Annotated in this window: 22 protein-coding genes and 1 other annotated feature; of the genes, 7 read left to right on the top strand and 15 right to left on the bottom strand. The window is 39.8% G+C overall.

All coding sequences use genetic code 11. From position 1 onward, the window contains the following. Nucleotides 1-159: 159 nt before the first annotated feature. Both fabI and mgtE read right to left on the bottom strand, forming a co-directional pair. Nucleotides 160-933 (bottom strand): enoyl-ACP reductase FabI, encoded by a 774-nt coding sequence (gene fabI, locus ACQCT8_RS12350; RefSeq protein ID WP_426871525.1) that lies wholly within the window; start codon nucleotides 931-933, stop codon nucleotides 160-162. A 120-nt stretch (nucleotides 934-1053) separates the two neighbouring features. Continuing rightward, nucleotides 1054-2430, bottom strand: coding sequence for a magnesium transporter (mgtE, locus tag ACQCT8_RS12345; RefSeq protein WP_426871523.1), 1377 nt, complete (start codon nucleotides 2428-2430; stop codon nucleotides 1054-1056). A 114-nt stretch (nucleotides 2431-2544) separates the two neighbouring features. On the opposite strand from mgtE, the gene prpE reads away from it, so the two are divergent. Then, entirely contained in the window at nucleotides 2545-3288 is a 744-nt protein-coding gene (prpE, locus tag ACQCT8_RS12340) for a bis(5'-nucleosyl)-tetraphosphatase PrpE (protein ID WP_426871521.1), read from the top strand. Nucleotides 3289-3500: 212 nt separating this feature from the next. Here the strand turns inward: prpE and ACQCT8_RS12335 are convergent, their stop codons facing one another. Genes ACQCT8_RS12335 through ACQCT8_RS12320 form a run of 4 tightly spaced genes read right to left on the bottom strand, consistent with a single transcriptional unit; the run spans nucleotide 3501 to nucleotide 6357 of the window. Next, nucleotides 3501-4424 carry an RluA family pseudouridine synthase gene (locus tag ACQCT8_RS12335; protein WP_426871519.1) on the bottom strand — a complete coding sequence of 308 codons (924 nt, stop codon included), beginning with the start codon at nucleotides 4422-4424 and terminating at the stop codon, nucleotides 3501-3503. A gap of 14 nt (nucleotides 4425-4438) precedes the next feature. After that, the gene (locus ACQCT8_RS12330) at nucleotides 4439-5233 is read right to left on the bottom strand and encodes an NAD kinase (RefSeq protein WP_041056941.1); all 795 of its coding nucleotides are present in this window, start codon (nucleotides 5231-5233) and stop codon (nucleotides 4439-4441) included. A 16-nt stretch (nucleotides 5234-5249) separates the two neighbouring features. Then, nucleotides 5250-5930, bottom strand: coding sequence for a GTP pyrophosphokinase (locus ACQCT8_RS12325; protein WP_426871517.1), 681 nt, complete (start codon nucleotides 5928-5930; stop codon nucleotides 5250-5252). A gap of 49 nt (nucleotides 5931-5979) precedes the next feature. Next, nucleotides 5980-6357 (bottom strand): hypothetical protein, encoded by a 378-nt coding sequence (locus ACQCT8_RS12320; RefSeq protein ID WP_426871515.1) that lies wholly within the window; start codon nucleotides 6355-6357, stop codon nucleotides 5980-5982. A gap of 132 nt (nucleotides 6358-6489) precedes the next feature. On the opposite strand from ACQCT8_RS12320, the gene ACQCT8_RS12315 reads away from it, so the two are divergent. From ACQCT8_RS12315 to ACQCT8_RS12295, 5 genes are all read left to right on the top strand, one after another. Continuing rightward, nucleotides 6490-7077 (top strand): CYTH domain-containing protein, encoded by a 588-nt coding sequence (locus tag ACQCT8_RS12315; protein WP_426871513.1) that lies wholly within the window; start codon nucleotides 6490-6492, stop codon nucleotides 7075-7077. A 67-nt stretch (nucleotides 7078-7144) separates the two neighbouring features. Continuing rightward, nucleotides 7145-7804, top strand: a complete 660-nt coding sequence (locus tag ACQCT8_RS12310; RefSeq protein WP_426871511.1) for a lytic transglycosylase domain-containing protein — start codon at nucleotides 7145-7147, stop codon at nucleotides 7802-7804. A gap of 427 nt (nucleotides 7805-8231) precedes the next feature. Continuing rightward, a complete protein-coding gene (locus ACQCT8_RS12305; protein ID WP_426871509.1) occupies nucleotides 8232-8633 on the top strand; it encodes a globin in 402 nt (133 codons plus the stop codon). Beyond that, nucleotides 8630-9487, top strand: coding sequence for a ClpXP adapter SpxH family protein (locus tag ACQCT8_RS12300; protein WP_426871507.1), 858 nt, complete (start codon nucleotides 8630-8632; stop codon nucleotides 9485-9487). Before ACQCT8_RS12305 ends, ACQCT8_RS12300 begins: the two co-directional genes overlap by 4 nt. A gap of 213 nt (nucleotides 9488-9700) precedes the next feature. Beyond that, complete coding sequence (locus ACQCT8_RS12295) at nucleotides 9701-9907, top strand: hypothetical protein (RefSeq protein WP_426871505.1); 207 nt, start codon at nucleotides 9701-9703, stop codon at nucleotides 9905-9907. A gap of 190 nt (nucleotides 9908-10097) precedes the next feature. Here ACQCT8_RS12295 and pepF read toward each other — a convergent pair whose 3' ends face one another. The 6 genes from pepF to ACQCT8_RS12265 form a co-directional block, all read right to left on the bottom strand. Beyond that, the gene (pepF, locus tag ACQCT8_RS12290) at nucleotides 10098-11921 is read right to left on the bottom strand and encodes an oligoendopeptidase F (protein WP_426871503.1); all 1824 of its coding nucleotides are present in this window, start codon (nucleotides 11919-11921) and stop codon (nucleotides 10098-10100) included. Nucleotides 11922-11995: 74 nt separating this feature from the next. Further along, nucleotides 11996-13207 (bottom strand): competence protein CoiA, encoded by a 1212-nt coding sequence (locus tag ACQCT8_RS12285; RefSeq protein ID WP_426871638.1) that lies wholly within the window; start codon nucleotides 13205-13207, stop codon nucleotides 11996-11998. An 84-nt stretch (nucleotides 13208-13291) separates the two neighbouring features. Next, entirely contained in the window at nucleotides 13292-13945 is a 654-nt protein-coding gene (mecA, locus tag ACQCT8_RS12280; protein ID WP_426871636.1) for an adaptor protein MecA, read from the bottom strand. Between the two features lie 365 nt (nucleotides 13946-14310). Further along, on the bottom strand, nucleotides 14311-14706 hold the full coding sequence (gene spxA / locus ACQCT8_RS12275) for a transcriptional regulator SpxA (RefSeq protein ID WP_041056911.1): 396 nt from the start codon (nucleotides 14704-14706) through the stop codon (nucleotides 14311-14313). 280 nt (nucleotides 14707-14986) lie between these two features. Next, nucleotides 14987-15559 (bottom strand): GNAT family N-acetyltransferase, encoded by a 573-nt coding sequence (locus ACQCT8_RS12270; protein ID WP_426871500.1) that lies wholly within the window; start codon nucleotides 15557-15559, stop codon nucleotides 14987-14989. 458 nt (nucleotides 15560-16017) lie between these two features. After that, nucleotides 16018-17220, bottom strand: coding sequence for a putative glycoside hydrolase (locus tag ACQCT8_RS12265; protein WP_426871498.1), 1203 nt, complete (start codon nucleotides 17218-17220; stop codon nucleotides 16018-16020). A gap of 205 nt (nucleotides 17221-17425) precedes the next feature. Further along, nucleotides 17426-17664 (top strand) — a binding site (T-box leader). 57 nt (nucleotides 17665-17721) lie between these two features. Between ACQCT8_RS12265 and trpS the strand changes: the two genes are divergently transcribed. Then, nucleotides 17722-18708, top strand: coding sequence for a tryptophan--tRNA ligase (gene trpS / locus ACQCT8_RS12260; RefSeq protein ID WP_426871496.1), 987 nt, complete (start codon nucleotides 17722-17724; stop codon nucleotides 18706-18708). Nucleotides 18709-18767: 59 nt separating this feature from the next. On the opposite strand, the gene ACQCT8_RS12255 is transcribed toward trpS, so the two are convergent. The 3 genes from ACQCT8_RS12255 to ACQCT8_RS12245 form a co-directional block, all read right to left on the bottom strand. Next, the gene (locus ACQCT8_RS12255; RefSeq protein ID WP_426871494.1) at nucleotides 18768-18974 is read right to left on the bottom strand and encodes a hypothetical protein; all 207 of its coding nucleotides are present in this window, start codon (nucleotides 18972-18974) and stop codon (nucleotides 18768-18770) included. 297 nt (nucleotides 18975-19271) lie between these two features. Next, a complete protein-coding gene (locus tag ACQCT8_RS12250; RefSeq protein WP_426871492.1) occupies nucleotides 19272-20219 on the bottom strand; it encodes an ABC transporter ATP-binding protein in 948 nt (315 codons plus the stop codon). After that, complete coding sequence (locus ACQCT8_RS12245; RefSeq protein ID WP_426871490.1) at nucleotides 20216-21277, bottom strand: ABC transporter ATP-binding protein; 1062 nt, start codon at nucleotides 21275-21277, stop codon at nucleotides 20216-20218. The genes ACQCT8_RS12250 and ACQCT8_RS12245 overlap by 4 nt, the downstream gene beginning before the upstream one ends. Nucleotides 21278-21290 lie beyond the last annotated feature (13 nt).

Here is a 21290-nt window from a genome sequence, read left to right as displayed (position 1 = left end):
AATCCCCTTTCTTAAACTTAGTCTCATTCATTATATGGGAAAGTAAGGGATTCATGATTTTTAATTTTAAAAAAGAGCATGGGACAAAAGTGTCTCATGCTCTACGACCAATTTACTTTTTTTCATTATGCCTTACTCTTTTTAATTCTTCAGTTTCGTTTATCCTACGATGTGGTAACCGGAGTCGACATGAAGATTTTCTCCCGTGATTCCTCTAGAATAATCACTAAACAAAAAGGCCGCTGTGTCTCCGACTTCCTCCGGTGTGGTGTTTCTTCGAAGAGGTGCCTTTTCTTCAATTTCTTTTAATATGGAATTAAAATCTCCAATTCCTTTAGCTGATAGGGTACGGATGGGACCAGCAGAAATTGAGTTGACTCGAATTCCGTCTTTTCCAAGGTCTCCTGCTAAGTATCTTACACTTGCTTCTAATGAAGCTTTTGCTACACCCATTACATTATAATTTTGCAGAATGCGTTCTCCTCCAAGGTAGGTGAGGGTTACAATGCTGCCTCCCTCTGTCATAAGCTTACGCGCTTCTTTAGCTACTGCAGTTAATGAGTAGGAACTGATATTGTGCGCCAGCAGAAAGTTATCTCTCGTAGTAGATAAATATTCCCCTTGGAGATCTTCTTTTTCTGCAAAAGCTATGCAGTGTGCTACTCCATGAATCGTGCCTGCTTTTTGCTGAATGGTCTCAAAGCAGCTTCTAATTTCTTCATCGTTTGTCACATCACATGGAAGAACATGCGGGTGTTCGCCTTCTAATGATTCTGCCAGTTCTCTTACCGTTTTTTCAAAGCGTTCTCCTGCATATGTAAAAATAATCTGTGCTCCAGCTAAATCCAATGAACGTGCAATTCCCCAGGCAATACTGCGCTTGTTTGCTACGCCCATAACGACGAATGTTTTTCCTTTTAAAGAAAGTGACATATAAGATTCCTCCAATTTTAGAACAAGTATTAGTACCTGATACTAATTTATCATGTTTCTCTTCAACAAGCAATGCAAAAAAAGCCGGCACTGTCACTTAGAGAAACAGGCGGCTATTCATTAAATTAAGTAGCCCATAAAGGCTGTAGCAATGCCAAAGTAAATTAGGATAGAGAAAATATCGTTAATTGTCGTAATAAAAGGACCTGAAGCTACTGCCGGGTCAATATTAAATTTGTCCATAATCAGCGGAACAAGTGAGCCCGCAAGTGTCGCTACAATGAGAGAGGCAAATATAGAAATACCGACCAGCAAACCTAAGTAAATCGAATCCTGCCATACATAGACAATTCCAATGACTAAAATGCCACAGGTTGTACCTGTAATCAAACCTGTTCCAGCTTCCCTGAGTATCAATTTCCATTTACTCTCATCCCGAATATCACCGGTCGCGATGCTTCTTATTGCAACTGCAAGAGCCTGTGTTCCGGTATTGCCCGCCATTCCGGCAATAAGCGGTATAAACACCGCCAAAATAGCCACCTGATCAAGTGTGGCTTCAAACCGGCCAATTAAATTGGCCGTCAGCATTCCAAGAAATAATAAAGCGATCAGCCAGGGGAGTCGTTTTTTGGCTGCACGAAAAGGCGTGCGGTCTCTTGAATCCATATCGGATACCCCTGCCAGTTTTGAATAATCATCTGACGCTTCTTCATCAAGAACATCAATAATGTCATCCACCGTAATAATTCCTAGCAAATGGTTTTGAAAATCTACAACGGGCAGAGCCAGAAAATCATAATCCTTCATCATTTTTGCTGCCGCTTCCTGATCTTCTCCTACAGAGACTGAAACCACTCTGTCAGACATGATCTCTTTAATTAACGTATCTTCTTCAGCAGTAATCAGGTCCCTGAGTGAAACAACTCCGGACAACTGTTTTTCTTCATTAATGACAAATGTATAATAAATGGTTTCCGCACTTGGCGCCTTGGTTCTCAGTATAGCCATTGCAGAACGTACAGTTGAATGCTCAGGTATAGAAACAAATTCAGTGGTCATAATAGACCCTGCAGTATATTCTTCATAATGCAATAAATCTTTAATTTCCTGGGCGGACTCATTGTTCATTATGGTTAAGTAACTTGCTACTTGTTCTTTGTTTAATTCATTCAGCACATCCACTGCATCATCGGTATACATATTCGCCAGCATGTCTGCAGCATATTGGGGAACCATTTCTGATAAAATAGGCTCATAGTCTTCATCGTCAGCATCGAGGTTTTCAAAAATATCGGCCATTTCCTCCGGCGATAAACATTGATAAATCCTCTCGCGAAGTTCCACATTCAGACGAAGATAAAACCTGGCTTGATCATAGGGATGCAGTTTAAAATATTCTTCCCTGAACAATTCGAGCTCGTGGTTAATGAGAGTTCGAACGAGCAGCTCTTCATTATATTTAGCCTGATCTTTTTCCTGGAGGTTTTCAGCCATTGCGCTCACACTCCCTTTCCGGAGAATTAAATCAACATTATACTAGCAGATTCTTTGATATCTGTCTCTATTCAGCCTTACAAGCATATGTCAAAAACAAACAGGAGGTCCAGCATGAATTTAGATATTATCGGCGATATCCACGGGTGCCGTATGGAGTGGTTTAATCTGACAAAAAAACTTGGCTACAGCTGGGAATCCGGAATGCCTATCCATCCTGAAGGAAGAAAGATCGGATTGGTAGGAGATTTAACCGATCGAGGGAAGGATTCAATAGGTGTGATCAAGGACGTCTATGCCCTTGTTAAAGAAGAAAAAGCCTATTATGTTCCAGGCAATCACTGCAACAAACTCTACCGCTACTTGAAAGGGAACAACGTAAAGATTATACACGGTCTTGAGACAACAGCGGCCGAAATAAACGATTTGCCGCCGCAAGAAAAACGTTTGATTACAGCACAGTTTAAAGAACTGTATGAAGGCTCTCCCCTTTATCATGTATTGGATAACGGCAGACTGGTAATCGCTCATGCTGGAATCAAACAAGATGACATAGGCAAAATAAACAAACGAATCGAATCATTCGTTTTTTATGGGGATGTAACGGGCGAAACAACTGAAAAGGGACTTCCTGTTCGGAGGGATTGGGCTAAGGAATATGAAGGAAATGCACTGATCGTGTACGGACACACACCAGTCCATGAAGCAAGATTTAAAAACAACACGGTCAATATTGATACAGGGGCAGTTTTTGGCAACTGTCTGACAGCGCTCCGCTATCCTGAAATGGAAGTGGTTTCCGTACCGTCTTCCATGCCCTACAATAAAGAAAAATTCAGAGATCAGGATTTCCACTAACACCTAATATGAACTATTCAATGTTTTTTAGAATACGGCTCAGACTGTCTAAAATTTCTGAATGACAGCTTCTATTAACGATATGCTGGTAAAAAAAGAGCTTGGGACAAAATGTCTCAAGCTCTTTGACCGGTTTGCTGCGCATAACCCCTTGCAAATAAAATGATCTTCCTTATTTTTTACCTTTTTATAGTAAGGGACCAACCTCTTTTTTATACTTTCTGGTCTATAACGAATGATTTGTCAGTCCAGCCTTTCATAAGAGAAAGAATATCTTCAGGGGGTTCTGCTTTAAAACGCATTTCTTTTTGAGTGAAGGGGTGAAGAAAAGTTAGTTCTCTCGAATGGAGGGCCTGCCGCTGGATGACATCTCTTTTTCCCCCATAGAGATCGTCACCTACTATCGGATGGCCAAGATAGTGCAAGTGCACCCGAATCTGATGGGTTCTGCCCGTCTGTAAGGACAATTCAACTGAACTGTAAAGACTATTTTGATCGAGAAGCCGGTAGTTCGTTACAGCATGCTGCCCATCCTCTCTCACTTCTCTTTCAATAATACTCGTGCTTTTCCTGCCAATCGGAGCAGATATTGTTCCTGATGACGTGCTGATTACGCCATGTATTACAGCTAAATAGGACCTTTTCACCTTGTGCTCTTTTTGAAGCTTTCCGATCAAATGATGCGCATGGGCATGTTTGGCAATCAGCATAAGACCTGAGGTATCACGATCAAGTCTTGTAGCGATATGAACGGCTCCATGATACTTTCTTCTCTCGTACAAGCCGGCAATTGCATTCGCAATACTTCGGGACGTGTGCTCTCTTGAAGGTATGCTGTTCATATAAGGTGGTTTATTAATGACGAGAACATCGTCGTCTTCGTACAGGATGTCTAGTTCAATCATTTCAGGCAAAAGTGCAGGACTCCTATTTTCCAGAGGAAACGCAACCTCTACTTTGTCCCCGCGATGAATATAATTTCGTACGGTAGTCTCTAAGCCATTTACTTTGATCTCTCCGCCATCATATTTTATATGAGTTAATGACCTTTTGGATATTTCGTTATTTTTCAGAAAGTCTCTAAGCAGGATTGACTCCTCATTGACAATCCACTTTAATCTAACCCGTTTATCCATTTTTCCCCCAGCCCTTAACCATCGATAAAAGAATCGTGCACTCTTTTCCAGAAAGGAAACGGTCTGAAACGTGCAAATCGTATTTTTTCATCCGCTACTCGGTACTGTATGGATTTTACATCCTTATGAACCAATGTAAGATGGTCAATGGTTATAAGGAAATCAGATCGATTAACCGGTTTAAGCATACAAGTATGATGGGCAGGCATGATCAAGGGAGATCCGACTGTGCGGAAAACCCGATTATTGATTGAAGCCATTTCCGCCAGCTGAATGGATGGAAGAGAAGGGTGAATAATTGCTCCTCCCAGTGCTTTGTTATAAGCGGTACTTCCCGATGGAGTGGACAAACAAAGACCATCTCCCCTGAAAATCTCAAAGTGCTGTCCGCGGATTTCAACATCCATCACAAGTGTGCCGTCCACACTTTTAACCGTTGACTCATTTAAAGCCAGATATCTTGTTTCCCTTCCGCCGCTTTTATAACGGATAATGGCTTCTATTAAAGGATATTCAATAATCTGGTATGGCGTTTTTGCGATTGCAATGACCAGTTTTTCAATTTCATCCGGCACCCAGTCGGCATAAAAACCTAAATGACCCGTATGTACACCCACAAATGCCGTTTTTGATAAGCGTGAACTGTAGCGGTGAAAGGCATAAAGGAGTGTCCCGTCGCCGCCGACTGATATCACGATTTCCGGCTCTTCCTCATCCCATTCCATATTAAAGTCTTTTAAATATGATTTCATCTTGTGCATTAATGCATTCGATTTCGCATCGCCTTTCGAGGTTATTGCAAATTTCACTCAGCTCGCCTCCCTGTCAGTGACTGTCACCAAAATTTTTTCTTCGGCTTGACCGCTCTTTTCTTTTATCTTTCATTTGATCTTCTTTTTTTTCTTGAAAGAAAGCCTGTGCCTCCTGGATTTCTTCCCGGATTTCCGACATTTCCTCATCAAGCCTGAAAGCTGCTTCAGCAGCCCGCTGGAGGCGATTTTGAATTTCTTTTGGAAACTGTCCCTGATACTTATAGTTTAAGGAGTGTTCTACTGTTGCCCAGAAGTTCATAGCAAGCGTTCTGATTTGTATTTCTGCAAGAATTCTCTTTTCTCCGTTAATCGTTTCAACCGGATATTCGATGATCACATGATACGAACGGTAGCCGCTCTGTTTCTTATGTGAAATATAATCTTTTTCTTCTACGATTACAAAGTCTTTGCGCTGTCTTAGTAATTCCACTACTTTTTCAATATCATCCACAAACTGGCACATCATCCGCAAGCCAGCGATATCCTGCATGTCGGATGCCAGTTTCTCCAGCGGAACAGACTTTTCACTTGCCTTATCCAAAATACTCGCTATCGGTTTGACCCTGCCGGTAACAAATTCAATGGGCGAGTGAGTATGCTGTAATTGAAACTGGTTTCTCATGCCTTTTAGTTTAATTTTCAATTCGTCCACTGCTTGTTTATATGGCTCTAAAAAAGACTCCCAATGATTCATCCACATCACCCCATGCTTTCATAACATCCGGCATTTGATTAGTTGAAGCTTATTTTTTTATAAAAGCGGATTCCACTTTTTCAACAAAAGCATCTCCATAATTGCTGTTTCCTTCAATATTCATCACCAGATCATTTAACTCGTCTTCGAGCTGCTTTAATTCCATTTCATTTTCGCCGATATGAACTTTAACGGTCTGTTTTTTGTTTAATGCGTCTATAATTTCAGGCCATATAAAATCAGGCAGATACAAATATGTATATTCACTTTCTTCTTCTGCTAAATAAACAAAAGCCAGCTCTTCAGAATCAACAATGACTTGACCTGTTGGTTCGAGTCTGCCGATCTTATCTGTTTGTTCTCCCTTTAAAATCAATTCGTTGTTTATTTCAGCTGCTTGATTCAGCCACACTTTCTTTCTGCTCAACTTTATTTCCCCTTCCTGCCGATTTTCTATTTCCATCTTATCATATTCAGGTTAAATCTTGCATATTGCCATTGCAGATCCAGCCCAAAGAAAGGATAATAAAAGGCATAAGAGGTAAAGGAGCGAATGGTCTTGTCTCAGGAATTAGAAATTGAGTTTAAAAACTTACTGACGAAAGAAGAATATTATCATTTATGCAGTCATTTTCAGGTATCGAACCAAGAGAGCGTATGCCAAAAAAATCATTATTTCGACACACCTGATTTCCACTTAAAAGAAATCAAGTCGGCTTTGAGAATTCGCGAGAAATCAAAAGGCTATCAATTAACACTAAAACAGCCTGTTGAAAAAGGAATTCTTGAACATCACCAGCGGATTGATTCACAGGAGGCAAGTCAGATGCTCGAAGAAGGCGGCTTAATTCAAGGAGAGATAGCACGGCTGCTCGAAGAACTGAAAATACCTGTGGAGAAAATTACGTATTTTGGGACACTTGCAACAGAGCGCATAGAGTTTCCTTATAAAAACGGCTTACTGGTATTAGACCACAGTACGTATTTGAATAAAGAGGATTATGAACTGGAGTATGAAGCTGCTTCCTACGATGAAGGTCAGGCCATATTCAAACAATTACTTTCGACCTGTAAAATTTCTGCAAAAAAAACCGATAATAAAATTGAGCGTTTTTATAAAGAAAAAATACGCCGGACACTCCTCTAATTCATCTACAGCCAATTAGGGAAAACGGAACTTATTTTACCCTTTTTAATAAATAGGAGGCTTTAATTTGAATATTAATGCGGTTAAAATGCTGATCGATGCACAGGCGCTTAATACGTTGGGAACCTTCAATGCTGACCATATAGCTGAAGCGGATCAGACGCACTCTCTCTTCTCCCAGATAATCCAGGAATCAATGGCGTCCATATCTTCGACCAAGCTTGGTTCTGTTTCAAATTTTTTGGAGAATAATCCAACACCTTCAATGAGTAATTCTTTTATAAATGAAATTCAGCAATATCAAGTTTCCCAAAACAAACCGGCGGCAAGTAAGGCTGCTTCTTCTTCCCCTTCTTCACTCGATGGGATTATTTCAGACGCCGCTGCTAAGAATAATGTTCCGGAAAAACTGATCCGATCTGTCATACAGCATGAATCTAATTTTAACCCTGAAGCCGTCAGTCACGCAGGCGCTTCGGGACTAATGCAGCTCATGCCGGGTACAGCCAAATGGCTTGGGGTAAAAAATATATTTGATCCAAAGGAAAATGTGGATGCGGGAGCACGCTATTTACGGGATATGCTTGACCGCTATAATCAAAATCCTACACTTGCTCTTGCTGCATACAATGCTGGACCAGGAAATGTGGATAAGTATAACGGCATTCCCCCTTTTAAAGAAACGACTCAATATGTTCAAAGAGTGATGAGCACATACAACGCATAATACATTGCATTCCTTCTTCTTTCATATTTCGATTTGTTCAGCAGATGGAGCCTCGGCCATCTCGAGGCGGAAGATCAGGCAAGGGAAAAGCAGGCTGTGACGAAACGGGAAGAAATTAAAAAAGAGGAAAATAAAATAGTATGAGGTTTACGGTTAAGAAGGCGGCAACTCCTGCAGGACATGACGGATAATCGAGACTTTACGGGCAAAGCCTTGAAAAGACTCATGCCCCTGTCCCTGCAATAAGCGTTCGCTTGAATCGCAATGAACCCGTCAAAGAGCCTGAGACACTTTTGTCCCAGGCTTCTTTTGTTGGTTAGAGGAATGGTTCAAGGCGATATATTTGAGAAAAAAGGAAGGCGTTGCTACAATAATGTTACATTAAAAATTCAACAGGAAAAAATAAAGGATAAAGGAGTTATTTTTTATGGTGGATCGAACTCTAACACCTTATGACGTAATCGGTGAAGAAAAACTATCTGAACTTGTTCATGCGTTCTATCATCAGGTTGCGCGTCATCCTGACTTAAAAAGTATATTTCCTGATGACTTTACTGAAACGATTCGGAAGCAGCACCAATTTTTAACACAATACCTTGGAGGTCCTTCACTCTACACAGAAGAGCATGGCCACCCTATGTTAAGAGCCCGTCACATTCCCCATCCCGTTACGCCGGGCAGAGCACAGGCATGGCTGGCTTGCATGGAAACAGCAATGGACGAAGTTGAATTAAACGAGGAAATCAGAGACGGTCTTTTTCACCGCCTTACACTAACTGCCCATCATATGATTAATACTCCCGAAAAAGCAGAGGGTGATACAGATTGACTGCAAAACATTGGTCTGATGCCAACTGGCAAGAGCTAGAAAAAAAACCGCTTGAAATTTATATGTTTGTTGACCCCATTTGTCCGGACTGCTGGGCTCTGGAACCAATAATAAAAAAAATGATTATGGAGTATGGGACGTATATACGAATTAAATACGTTTTAAAGGGAGGCCTAATCGGCCTGAATAAAAAAGTATGTTTACATCCATCCTCTTTAACATCTCAAACTGAGACGAAATTGATGGACGGAGAAGCTGCACTTCTCGACCGGGAGCGGAAAAACAGCTCAATGACTTCTCCCTTTATTGCTTCAATCGCAATTAAAGCTGCTGAACTGCAGGGAAAAAAGGCAGGCAGCCGTTTCCTTCGCACATTGCAGGAAAGATTATTTCTTAAAGAGCAGGATATATCGGAGTATGAAATTCTTCAAATATGCGCAGATGAAGCTAAGCTAGATCTTGATGAATTTTGTCAGGACATCCACTCCGCTTCTGCCTCGAAGGCTTTTCAATGTGATTTGAAAATCTCCTCCGAAATGGAGGTTGAAAGTACACCTACTCTCGTCTTTTTCAATGAAAATATTGAAGACGAAGGCATAAAAATTGAAGGGGTTTACCCCTATGAAGTTTATGAACAGATCATTGAGGAAATGGTTGGTGACCCAAAAAAAGACCAGCTGCCAACAATTGATGAATTTATTGAGCAATTTAAAATCATCGCTTCGCCTGAGTTAGCCCTAATTTATAATATAAGTATTCAGCAGGCAGAAAAAGAGCTTAAAAAGAGAATGTTCCAGCAAAAAGTAGAGCAGATTACGATGAAAAACGGAACATTTTGGCGTATACTAACGTAATAAGGCTAAACGAAAAGCCCTCATCATATGATGAGGGCTTTTCTTACGAACAAAGGGGATGGGAGAAATTTTTCACGGTCAAACAAAGGGGTATATGTTTGCTTGTGATCAACTTCACACGAGTAGTTTATCATGTATTTACAAGTATGACAAGTAAAATGATGGTCTAATGTTCAGGATACGTGAATATAGCAATACAAAGGGGGGAAATAGATGAGAAGATGGATCGGTCTGTTGTTAGTTATCTTAATTATTGGGGCCTTTATGCTTCATTTATTTGCAATGCTTGAGATCTTTCCCCTCTTCCTGTCTTCAATCATTTTATTTATTGTCTTATTTTTAACGATCATCTGGGCAACATCAAAAAATCGTTTTCGCGGCTTTTCGTCATCAAAAACGTTTCCAAAACGCGGCCGGTAAATGTTCCCTCCACTTTACCAGCAAGCAGAATTTCTGCAGGTCATAGCCCTAAAAGCATCAAGTCCTTGTCCATGCGGAAAACTCCCTTAAAAGTGTATCAAAAGGACCTGAGACACTTTTGTCCCAGGCCCTTTCTCTTTTAATGCGGCAATGGAAATCCTGTTCTTTCAGATTTCCCCTTCTTTTTTAATTAAAGTTGAGCCAATAGCTCTTCCATTTCATTCAGTTTTTCTTCAAACACTTTGCATGCTTCTTCAATAGGAGCTGAAGTTGTCATATCTACTCCTGCTTTTTTCAATACCTCTATTGGATAATCAGAGCTGCCTGCTTTTAAAAATTTATTAATGTATTCATCAACTGCCGGCTGGCCTTTCTCCAATATAAGCTTGCTTAGTGCAGTCGCAGCGCTGTAGCCGGTCGCATATTGATAAACATAATAATTATAATAGAAATGAGGAATTCTGGCCCACTCCAGCCCAATTTCCTCGTCTACTATGATCTCCTCGCCAAAATATTTTTTGTTCAGGGCATAGTATTCTTCGGTCAAACTGTCGGCTGTTAGTGCTTCACCATTTTGCGCCTTCTGATGAATCAGATGCTCAAACTCGGCAAACATAGTTTGACGGAAAACCGTTCCCCTGAATCCTTCGAGAAAATGATTAAGAATATACAAACGTTTCTTATTATCTTCAATTGTGTTCATTAAATAATCATTGAGAAGTGCTTCATTACAGGTAGAAGCTACTTCAGCAACAAAGATGGAGTAACCGCTATACGGATATGGCTGATTTTTACGTGAATAGTAGCTGTGAACACTGTGGCCAAATTCATGAGCAAGTGTAAATAAATTATTCACATTATCCTGCCAGTTCATAAGAATATAAGGGTTTGTGCCATATGCGCCGGAAGAATAAGCACCGCTGCGTTTTCCTTTATTTTCTTCCACATCCACCCAGCGATTCTCAAACCCTTCTTCCACAACTTTACGATATTCTTCTCCCAGAGGAGCAAGCCCTTTAATCATTAAGTCTTTTGCTTCTTCGTAGGATACCTTCATTTTTACATCTTTCACTAAAGGTGTGAACAGATCATACATATGAAGCTCGTCAAGACCTAATACTTTTTTCCGCAGCTCAACGTAGCGGTGAAGAAGCGGTAGGTATTTATTTACCGTATTGACCAGGTTTTCATAGACTTCTTCAGGTATGCTGTTCGTTGAAAGTGCTGCATGCCTTGCCGAATCATAATGTCTTACGCGGGCAGAAAAATTATCTTTTTTAATCTGTCCGCTTAATGTAGTGGAAAATGTATTGCGGAATTTTCCATATGTGCTGTAAACCGCTTTAAATGCGTCTCTTCTAACACGCGGGTCCTCACTTTCAAGGAAATTAATGTATCTGCCGTGTGTTACTTGTACTTCTTCCCCGTTCTCATCCTTAATCACAGGAAATTCAAGGTCCGCATTGTTAAGCATGCTGAAGGTATTGCTTGCATTCCCTAAAACCTCTGATGCCTGGGCAAGGATCTCTTCCTGGCCTTCAGAAAGGACATGAGGACGCTGCGTATTGATTTCTTCTAGCGCATGTTTATATACTTGCAATTCTTTTTTTTCTTCTAAGAAAAATGTAATCTTTTCCTCTTCAATTGAAAGAATTTCGGGCAGCATGAAAGAAAATAAACTGCTGATCTGAGAAGCAAGGTTCTTTGCTCTGTCGTCTAGGCCCTGGTAAAAGGAGTTGGTTGTATCCTGGTCGTATCGCATATGTGAATATGTATAAAGCCTGCCTAGCCTCTCCATGATCTTATCCTGCAGCTGAAGGGCATTAAACAGATGATCTGCGCTTTCACCAAGTGTCCCTTGTACTTCTTTCGCCTGTTTACTCTCTTCCTGCAGTGATTTGTATTCCTGATCCCATTCCTGATCTGAGGCAAAGATATCTTCCAATCTCCAGGTCATTTCTTCTTTCACCTGAGTTCGATCCTGCAACTTCTTCACTGAAGCACTGTTCGCCATTGTATACTTCCTCCTCTAATCATTCTTTCTTTCCTATTTTCTCTTTTTTATCCTGTTCTTGCAACTATTGCTGACTATTTATTTAGGGTCTCTAATAGTAAATCCTGATATTGCATCCAGAATCGTTCTTTTTTACTTTCACTATCCCAAACCTGATCAATCATTATATAAGGGTGCTCCATACATAGTCTGTACCCTTTTTGACCTTTTACAACTATGCCTAATTTTTGCAAAGTATCTAAATAATCTGTAACAGCCCTCAAAAGCGTATCTGGTGGTTGAAACTGTATCTGACGCAAAGTTAAATAGCCAAGATCTATATAATCATTCATCCTTATTAACATATATTTCAAAGATAATGGCTTTTCATACGATTTGCATTCATTCAACAGCAAGTATAGGAAACACTGCCATTCAGCATCAGGCTCTTTAATAAATAGAGAATGCCTCACAGGAATTCCTACCCATGCAGGAAGCAGCTGCAGGTTTGTTCTTTGCTCATACAGTAGACTTAACAGGCCGTCAAGGCAGCCCTTGCCCTGAACCAGCCGGCTCTGGAGCCATCTCTTTCTTTGCTCTCTGATGATGTGCAATTCTTGCTCTGAATAATACAATGACTGCAAAGAAAAATGAGGAAATTTAACCTGTTTTAACGGAAAAGAGGACTTTGAAGTAAGAAATACAGAGCTTGAAAGAGGGATCAAGTAATGAAGTGTGCTGAAAGATTGGTGTACATGGTCATAGGAAACCAGGAAGAATTGTTTAAGAGAAGAGGAGTAACGTATAAATTGCTGATGAAATGATGACAACGAAATTTTATTTTCTACAGGTTTTTTAAGTACATCGTGGGATAACAGCCATACCGGCACCACATCATGTGAAGTATATTCCTTTGTTCTTTTGATAAAATCCCGGTACGGTATCCTGGAACGCTGAAATTCAATAGCATATTCCTGACCCTGTATGCGGACGCCGACATCTGCCCGCTGATTAAAACCGGAATAGATTTTTTCCACTTCCGCCTCTTCAGCTGAATGTATCAACCAGTTATAAAGCTGTAATTTTGCCTCTAAGTGCGCGAGAGACTCCGGTTCGCTGAATCCTGTGCAGGTATGGGAAGCTTTGTGAGAAAAATGAGGTATTTTAAATTCTCCTACTTTTAGTATGACTTTCGTTAAGCACTGTGGGCAAAAATATGCATTTTTTTGCAACTTTCTCAATTCATCTCTCGTCTTGCTGCCATCTAAAAATAGTAAAAGTCCTGATTGGTTTTTAGCAACTAAAATGAGATCACCTCCTGATCGACTGCCACCATTATACTAAAAATATCAAAAAAAACCCTTTAAGACAATGTCTTAAAGGGCTTACACCTATAGAAAATATTTTCGAACATTTGAAAAGACTTTTTCATTCATTACAGCTTTGCCATACTCTTCAAGACGGTGAACAGTGATTTGTGTTTCTACTCCGTACTCCAGCAGGAGACTGAGTATATTTTCAATATCGTTTTCTTCAAAGAGATCTTCTTCAAATTCAACGAATAAATAATATACATTTTCAAACGTATATAATTTTGTGATTAACTGCTCATGGTCAAAGCGCTTTGATAGTGAGATAAGATCTTCAAAATCTTTGAATTTCATTGTAAAATCCAAGATATCATCTTCTTCATTATCATCCATGTCGAAATGCTCTTCTAGATATTCTTCAATTTGATCGCTTACTGAACCATCTTTTTGTTTATCTTCTGGAATAGGCAATTCAAAACGTTGTCCATCTTTTGTTACCTGCGCTTTTGTGACAAGAATCTCCAAACCTTTTTCAAGCGCCTGAACTTGTATCCATAAAGGGCCTTCAATTGCAAAATCTTCCTCTTGATGCACTTCATCCATCATTTCCCAGAAGAGTTCTTCACTTTTATCTCGATTGTACCAGATTTCTTCGCGGTCAAATCCTCTATCTTCAATATCGCCATAAGAAATGTAAAACTTTACGGTGTGATCGTTAATGCGTTCTATTTCCATCATTTAACTCTCCCTTCCTGTATGTTGGATGAAGGGAATCCCCCCTTAATCTAGGTCTGATTCGCAACTTTTTTAACGATAGGGTGATCTTTCTATATTATTGTATGATAAATAGACCGTAAAGGGAAATCATATTCAGTCCATTTATTTAAACATGATGTAAGAACCTATTGTTCCTAGAGTGTAGACTATTCAGTGACTAAATTCAAGCAATGCGATTGTCTATCTCTACTTTTATACAAATGTGCTTTCTGCTCGCATAATGAAGCCTTTATTCAGCTGATAGGCGTTTTTCCTTAATGAAAAAAGACGTAAAAAAGACTTATCCCTGTGTAATTGGGGGACAAGTCTTGTGGTCTTTATAATTAGTTAACCATTTTTTGAGCTTCAAGAAGCTGGTACGTACGAACTTTCCGTGGTAAAAAACGACGAATCTCGTCTTCATTATAGCCGACCTGAAGTCTTTTTTCATCCATAATAATCGGTCGTCTTAATAAACCCGGATTTTCCTGGATTAACTCAAATAAATCTTGAAGAGGTAAAGAATCTAGATCCACATCGAGTTTTTGAAAAATCTTAGATCTGGTTGAAATGATTTCATCAGTGCCATCTTCAGTCATTCGAAGAACTTCTTTAATTTCTTCTATGCTTAGAGGCTCAGAAAAAATATTTCTTTCCGTATATGGAATATCATGCTCTTCTAACCAAGCCTTGGCTTTTCTACAAGATGTGCAGCTAGGTGACGTGAACAAAGTTACCATGAACCATTCACACTCCCTTATATAGTAAAAGATTGTTTACGTAACATCTTTAGTTAAAACATCTAAATTAAAATTGTTTTAAAAAGATATTATATGTTTATTATACAGTATTCTAATTCAAATGGATAGAGTTTTAACGAAATTGTCATATTCTAAGGATTTTAGGTTTTAAAACATTGCTTCTTGTCCTATTTATACTATTCCCTTTTTTGTCAAGGATAAACCGAATTTCTTAAATTAAACCCGATTCATTCTCATTTAGAGATTCTGATTGAAAATATTATAGACCTTCTAAGACATTCCGGTCATTTTTTTCATCCAATTTAAGCACATTGTCTACCGGTTCATAAGTTTCGCCGTAAAACGTATTATCTTTATAGGTGTGAATCATCTCGTAGGTTTTTTTCATCGCATTAAAAATCACTTCTTCACTTTCATTTCCTGGCGACCAATACAAAATTTCCATCGGGTTGATTTCCTTCGTTGCGAGGGATCTTCTTTTATATCCTATTGAGGTTGCATGATCGAAGCCTTCTCTTTTATAAAAGCGAAGTCTCTTTTCCGTGTCGGTGTCCTCATAGTCTACAGGCTCAACTTCCAGAATAATTGGTTTATTTTTAGCTTTTAATTTTTGGATCAGCTTATGGCCTAACCCTTCTCCCCTGGCATCTTTGGAAACAAATAAATAATCTATAAATGTGAAAGAATCCGTTTCCACATACATGAGTACATGCTTGGGTCCTTCATCCTTATTATAGATATCACTCCGTTCTTTTAGGAGCGCCTCCATATGTTCTTTTGATTTCATTTCCTGAACCGGAAAATATTCATTTAATTTTTCATACCAATGCATAATCATTCTCCTTTTACTTTATTTTTGCGGCAGTTCAGATGGTATAGTGTGTGAGGTTTTTCAGGGGATTATGTAGATGTATTTACGCATCTTGTTTTAATTACCCTAATTAGAAATATGTAAACTAGAATAAACTGACAAAGTTGTTCTGACTCTTTTTTAATTAGACCTAACTGGGCCTGTTAGCCTGTTATGTTTATATGGAAAAAAAGAGCCTGGGACCAAAGTGTCTCAAGCTCTACGACCGGTTCACTCCGCTTTTAGGCGGACGCTTTCCACAGGGACGGCAAGGTGAGACTTTTCAAGGCCTTGCCCTGTAAAGTCTCACCTTGCCGTCATTTCCTGCAGGGAGTCGCTGCCTTCCGCTGCGCTCACCTCATATTATTAAATCTATTTTGCCTCATTTTTGGACTTTTTTGTTATGTCCCAATTTCTTTTCTCTGTTTATCAGGCAGGTTTTATTCAGGCAGATAATCTACCCCTTCAGTGTAGGTATTGCCGGCGTTCCATAGTAGAAATTCATTGATATCGTTGTCATAAAGAGCTTGAATTTGGGCCTGTACTTCAGCTGCACCATATTCCATGTAATTTCCTGCTCCAAGATACGAAGCAGTAAAGTCCTGCAGCCATGGTCTTGAAATAGGACGCTCATCCAATTCAGCTAACTTTTCATTCTCTACTTTTGAGTATTCATTGACAAGATTATAGGGCTCGAGATCTGGCTTATCAATGCCGAAGTATGGTGTCCAGTGACTTGGATAGATCATAGAAGAAATAACATCTACATGCTCGGAGATACGGTTAAAATTCTGACCGATACCCGGTGCTTCTTCCAGCGTTGCTGAATACCCGAAGATATCAACAGATACATCAACGTCATAGTCTTTAAGCTGCTCTGAAGCATACTCAACAAAATCAGTTACAGCATCGACACGATAATTAATTCCATCTTCAGAATTTTTAGCATATTCACCAAGATCATACTCTAAAGAATCATCACGTGTTTCAAACCCTTCTGGAAAGCGTACATAGTCAAATTGAATTTCCTTAAATCCCATTTTCGCTGCATCAATTGCAATCTGTACATTATAATCCCATACTTCTTTCAAAAATGGGTTCACAAAGGATTCATCTCTGCCATTTTTCCAAACCTGTCCATTTTCTTTAAAGGAAAGTTCAGGTCTCTTTTCAGCCAGGACGGTATCTTTGAAAACTACGACTCTGGCAATCGGGTAAATCTCGTTTTCTTCTAGCACTTCCAGCATTGCACGGGGATCTTTAATGTACGTATTTCCAATATCTGAAAATGGCGAACCTTCCTCCGGCTTGTACGTTAAATTTCCAAAATCATCTTTAACATCAATTACCATAGCGTTTAAATCTGTTGTATTCATCAATTCTACAAGCGAATTAAAACGTTCGCCACCTGCAGAATGGCCGGTTACATAAATACCCCTTACTGCATCCGGGTACTCAAATGTTAGGCCTGAATCATAAACAAATCTCGGCATGGAGTCAGGGAATTCCTTAATGGTCTGCGCTAATTCCCGATGATGATGCTCGAATCCTTTAGCAGCTTCCTCTGCTTGAACTGAGTTTATAAACGCCGGAGTTAATAAAACTGCTATACCAACTGATGCTGCTACATGTTTCAGTGTCACTATGTATCTCTCCCACTACCTTATTTCCGTACAGATTATGTACTACTATATTCTAACAAGTTATGGAAGCAATTGAAATGCAGATTGACCTATTTATTGAAATTTCTTGTCAGAAGACACATTTCAGCCAAGTAGCAATGATTAACCTTCTAATTTTCTCTTGCTTCTAAATGAAATCATGCTATATAATTATGTTTAACTGAACATACTGGCAATGAAGAAGAGTAGTAAAAGCGCATCGTGCCTTAGAGAGCCTGGCAGTGGTGGAAGCAGGTGCACATAACGCTTTGAATGGACTTCTGAGCTCCTCGGTGAACATGATAAGTAGCTTATGGCGTCAGCTCTGCGTTAAAGAGCGGTTTAATAACCATAAAGCGGCCGGTCTGTGCCATTACAGACGGCAATTAAGGGTGGCACCGCGGAAACGTCCCATTCGTCCCTTCACAAATAGGAATGAATGGTTTTTTTGTGTTTATTTTTAGTATATAAAGGAGGAGTTTTATGAAGACAATATTTTCAGGTATTCAGCCAAGCGGCACCATTACTTTAGGAAATTATATAGGAGCGATGATGCAATTTGTTGAATTGCAGCATGAATATACTTGTTATTTTTGCATCGTAGATCAACATGCTATAACATCGCCCCAGGATCGTCTGGCCCTGCGAAAAAATACGAAGAGTCTGGCAGCTATGTACGCTGCAGTGGGAATTGACCCTGCTCATTCAACTTTATTCATACAATCAGAAGTCCCAGCGCACGCTCAGGCAGGCTGGATGCTTCAATGTGTCTCTTATATCGGTGAGCTTGAAAGAATGACTCAATTCAAAGATAAATCTGCCGGGAAGGAAGGCGTTTCTGCCGGTCTGCTTACTTATCCCCCATTAATGGCAGCGGATATTCTTCTTTATCAAACGGACCTCGTTCCTGTCGGCGAAGATCAGAAGCAGCACTTGGAGCTGACACGTGATCTTGCTGAACGATTTAATAAACGTTTCAATAATATATTTACCATTCCTGAGGTAAGAATTCCAAAAACCGGCGCACGCATTATGTCTCTTCAGGATCCCCTTAAAAAAATGAGCAAATCAGACCCTAATCAAAAATCATATATTTCAATGTTGGATGAACCTGGTCAGATAACCAAAAAAATTAAAAGTGCAGTCACAGATTCTGAAGGTATTGTCCGTTATGACAAAGTAAACAAACCAGGCGTTTCAAATCTGCTTTCTATTTATTCTATTTTGTCAGGGAAAACGGTAGATGAAATTGAAACGATTTACACGGACAGAGGCTATGGAGATTTTAAAAGTGACCTTGCCGATGTGGTAGTTAATCATATTAAGCCAATTCAAGATAAATACTACGAATTGATGGACTCAAAGGAGTTGGATTTACTATTAGATGAAGGAGCGGCCAAAGCAAATAAGGCTGCTGTAAAAATGGTGAATAAAATGGAAAAAGCAATGGGGCTGGGCAGAAAAAAGTAACTCGTTTTAACTGCCGGGTTCAGAGGATTACCATTGCTGGATATGAAGGCCGGTTTGTTTTATTCAGCCGGTCTTTTTGCTGTGGCAGATAATTGTATTAACAATGCTCCCAGTGGAATTCCATACGTCTCAGTATGTTTAAGCATAAATAAGATGTATTCTTCAACAGTAAACCCGGAAGGTATTAAATTCAGGTAGACCGCACCATGAATAGTTCCTAAGCATAATAGAAATAAACCGGTTATGTAAACAGAAAACCTGATCATCTTGTCACCTCTGCTCTCCCTATTTCTACTGTATGTATCTTTTCTAAAAAATTTACCCATAAAAAAGAGGCTGAGACAAAAGTGTCTCAGCCTTTTTGACCGGTTCGCTGCGCTTCAGGCGGACGCTTTCCGCAGGGACGGCGCTGAGCCTTCTCAGGGCTCCGCCCTGTAAAGTCTCAGCTTGCCGTCATATCATGCAGTCGCCACCTTCCGCTCCGCTCACCTCATACTTCCCAGTAGATACTTGGTCATTTTGTAAAATTTTTTAAAGTTATGTCTCATCCTCATTTTGTTGCATCAAACATTCTTAGTAGTTGCAGAATGGTTAGCCATTTCATTAAACTCTTTTTCAGAGCATAAAACATAATGTCCTGGAGTCACTTCCCGCATTTTTACATCCTCATTTTCCCCATAATCATGGTCTTCAGGATGATAGGAAACTCTTACCCGGTTCCGTTCATGCTCAGGGTCTGGAAACGGAATAGAGGAAAGCAGTGATTTTGTATAAGGATGAAGAGGATTTCGGTAAAGCTCTTCACTAGTTGTAAGTTCAACCAGTTTTCCATAATACATAACACCAATCCGGTCACTAATATATTTAACCATGGAAAGGTCATGTGCAATAAAAAGGAATGTTAATCCTTTTTCGCGCTGAAGCTTTTTCAGTAAGTTTACTACTTGTGCCTGAATAGATACATCCAGGGCAGAAATAGGTTCATCCGCAATAATGAACTCAGGGTCTACCGCGAGCGCCCGGGCAATCCCAATCCGCTGACGCTGACCTCCTGAAAATTCATGCGGATATCGTCCCGCATGGTCTCTATTTAACCCTACAGTTTCTAATAGATCAAATACCATTTTAGAACGCTCTTCCTTTGTTTTGGCCAAACCATGAAGATCTATTCCTTCAGCAATGATATCATTGACTTTCATTCGAGGGTTAAGAGATGCGTATGGATCCTGAAAAATCATTTGCATTGTTCGATTAAATTCCAGCGTTTTTGATTTGCTTTTTGAATCGTGTACATTTTCGCCCTTATAAAGAACCTCGCCATCCGTGGCGTTATAAAGCCGGATAATCGTTCTCCCTGTAGTTGATTTACCACATCCGGACTCTCCTACCAAACCAAGTGTTTCCCCTTTGTATATATCAAAGCTGATATCGTTTACTGCACGAACCTCATTTTTCTTGCCCTTATTAAAAAATAATTTTAAGTTTTTGATTTCAAGCAATTTTTCACTCATTGGAACACTTCCCCTTCCGTATGATTGCCCCCAGGGAATTTATGCTGACGTTTTTTCACAGCTTCCGGCGGCTCAACCTTCGGCGCATCCGGATGCAGCAGCCAGGTAGCTGCATAATGTGTATCAGAAACCTTGAACATTGGCGGTTCTTCTTCAAGGTCGATCGCCATTGCATACCGGTTACGCAATGCAAATGCATCGCCTTTTGGAGGATTCAGCAAATCTGGCGGTGAGCCCGGGATTACAAATAATTCATCGTCATCTGCATCCAAACTCGGCATTGAGCTGATTAACCCCCATGTGTACGGGTGCTGTGGATTATAGAAAATTTCATCCACTGTGCCCACCTCAACTATTTTACCGCCATACATGACTGCTACACGATCCGCAACATTTGCTACTACTCCCAGATCATGTGTAATAAAAATAATAGATGTATCAATTTTTTTCTGCAGATTTTTCATCAAGTCTAAAATCTGAGCCTGAATCGTCACATCAAGTGCTGTAGTAGGTTCATCTGCAATAAGCACTTTAGGGTTGCAGGCTAGGGCAACAGCAATAACGATCCGCTGTCTCTGTCCACCTGAAAACTGGTGGGGATATTGGTGAATTCTCGTTTCAGGCTGTGGAAGACCTACAAGCTTCAGAAGCTCAAGTGCACGGTCCATTGCCTGTTTTTTTGAAAATTTCTGATGCTTAATCAAAGGCTCTGCAATTTGCTTTCCAATCTTCATTGTTGGATTTAAAGAGGTCATAGGATCCTGGAAGATCATCGAAATATCTTTTCCTCTGACTTTTTCCATCTCTTTATCTGACAACTCTACTAAATTCCTTCCATCAAAAAGAATTTCGCTGCCTTGTTTAATTTCAGAGTTTGATTTGGGAAGGAGCTGCATAATCGACTTCGTTGTAACGGACTTACCAGAACCGGACTCACCAACGATTGCAAGTGTTTCCCCTTTTTTCAAGTCGAAATTCACGCCACGTATGGCTTTTACTTCACCCGCATACGTATTAAATGAAATATTCAGGTTTTTAACTTGTAAAATACTCTCCATTGTTTTCACCAGC

It is taken from the genome of Jeotgalibacillus proteolyticus (genome assembly GCF_050107735.1).
Taxonomy (GTDB): Bacteria; Bacillota; Bacilli; order Bacillales; family Jeotgalibacillaceae; genus Jeotgalibacillus; species Jeotgalibacillus proteolyticus_A.
This window is presented reverse-complemented; position numbering and strand designations above follow the sequence as displayed.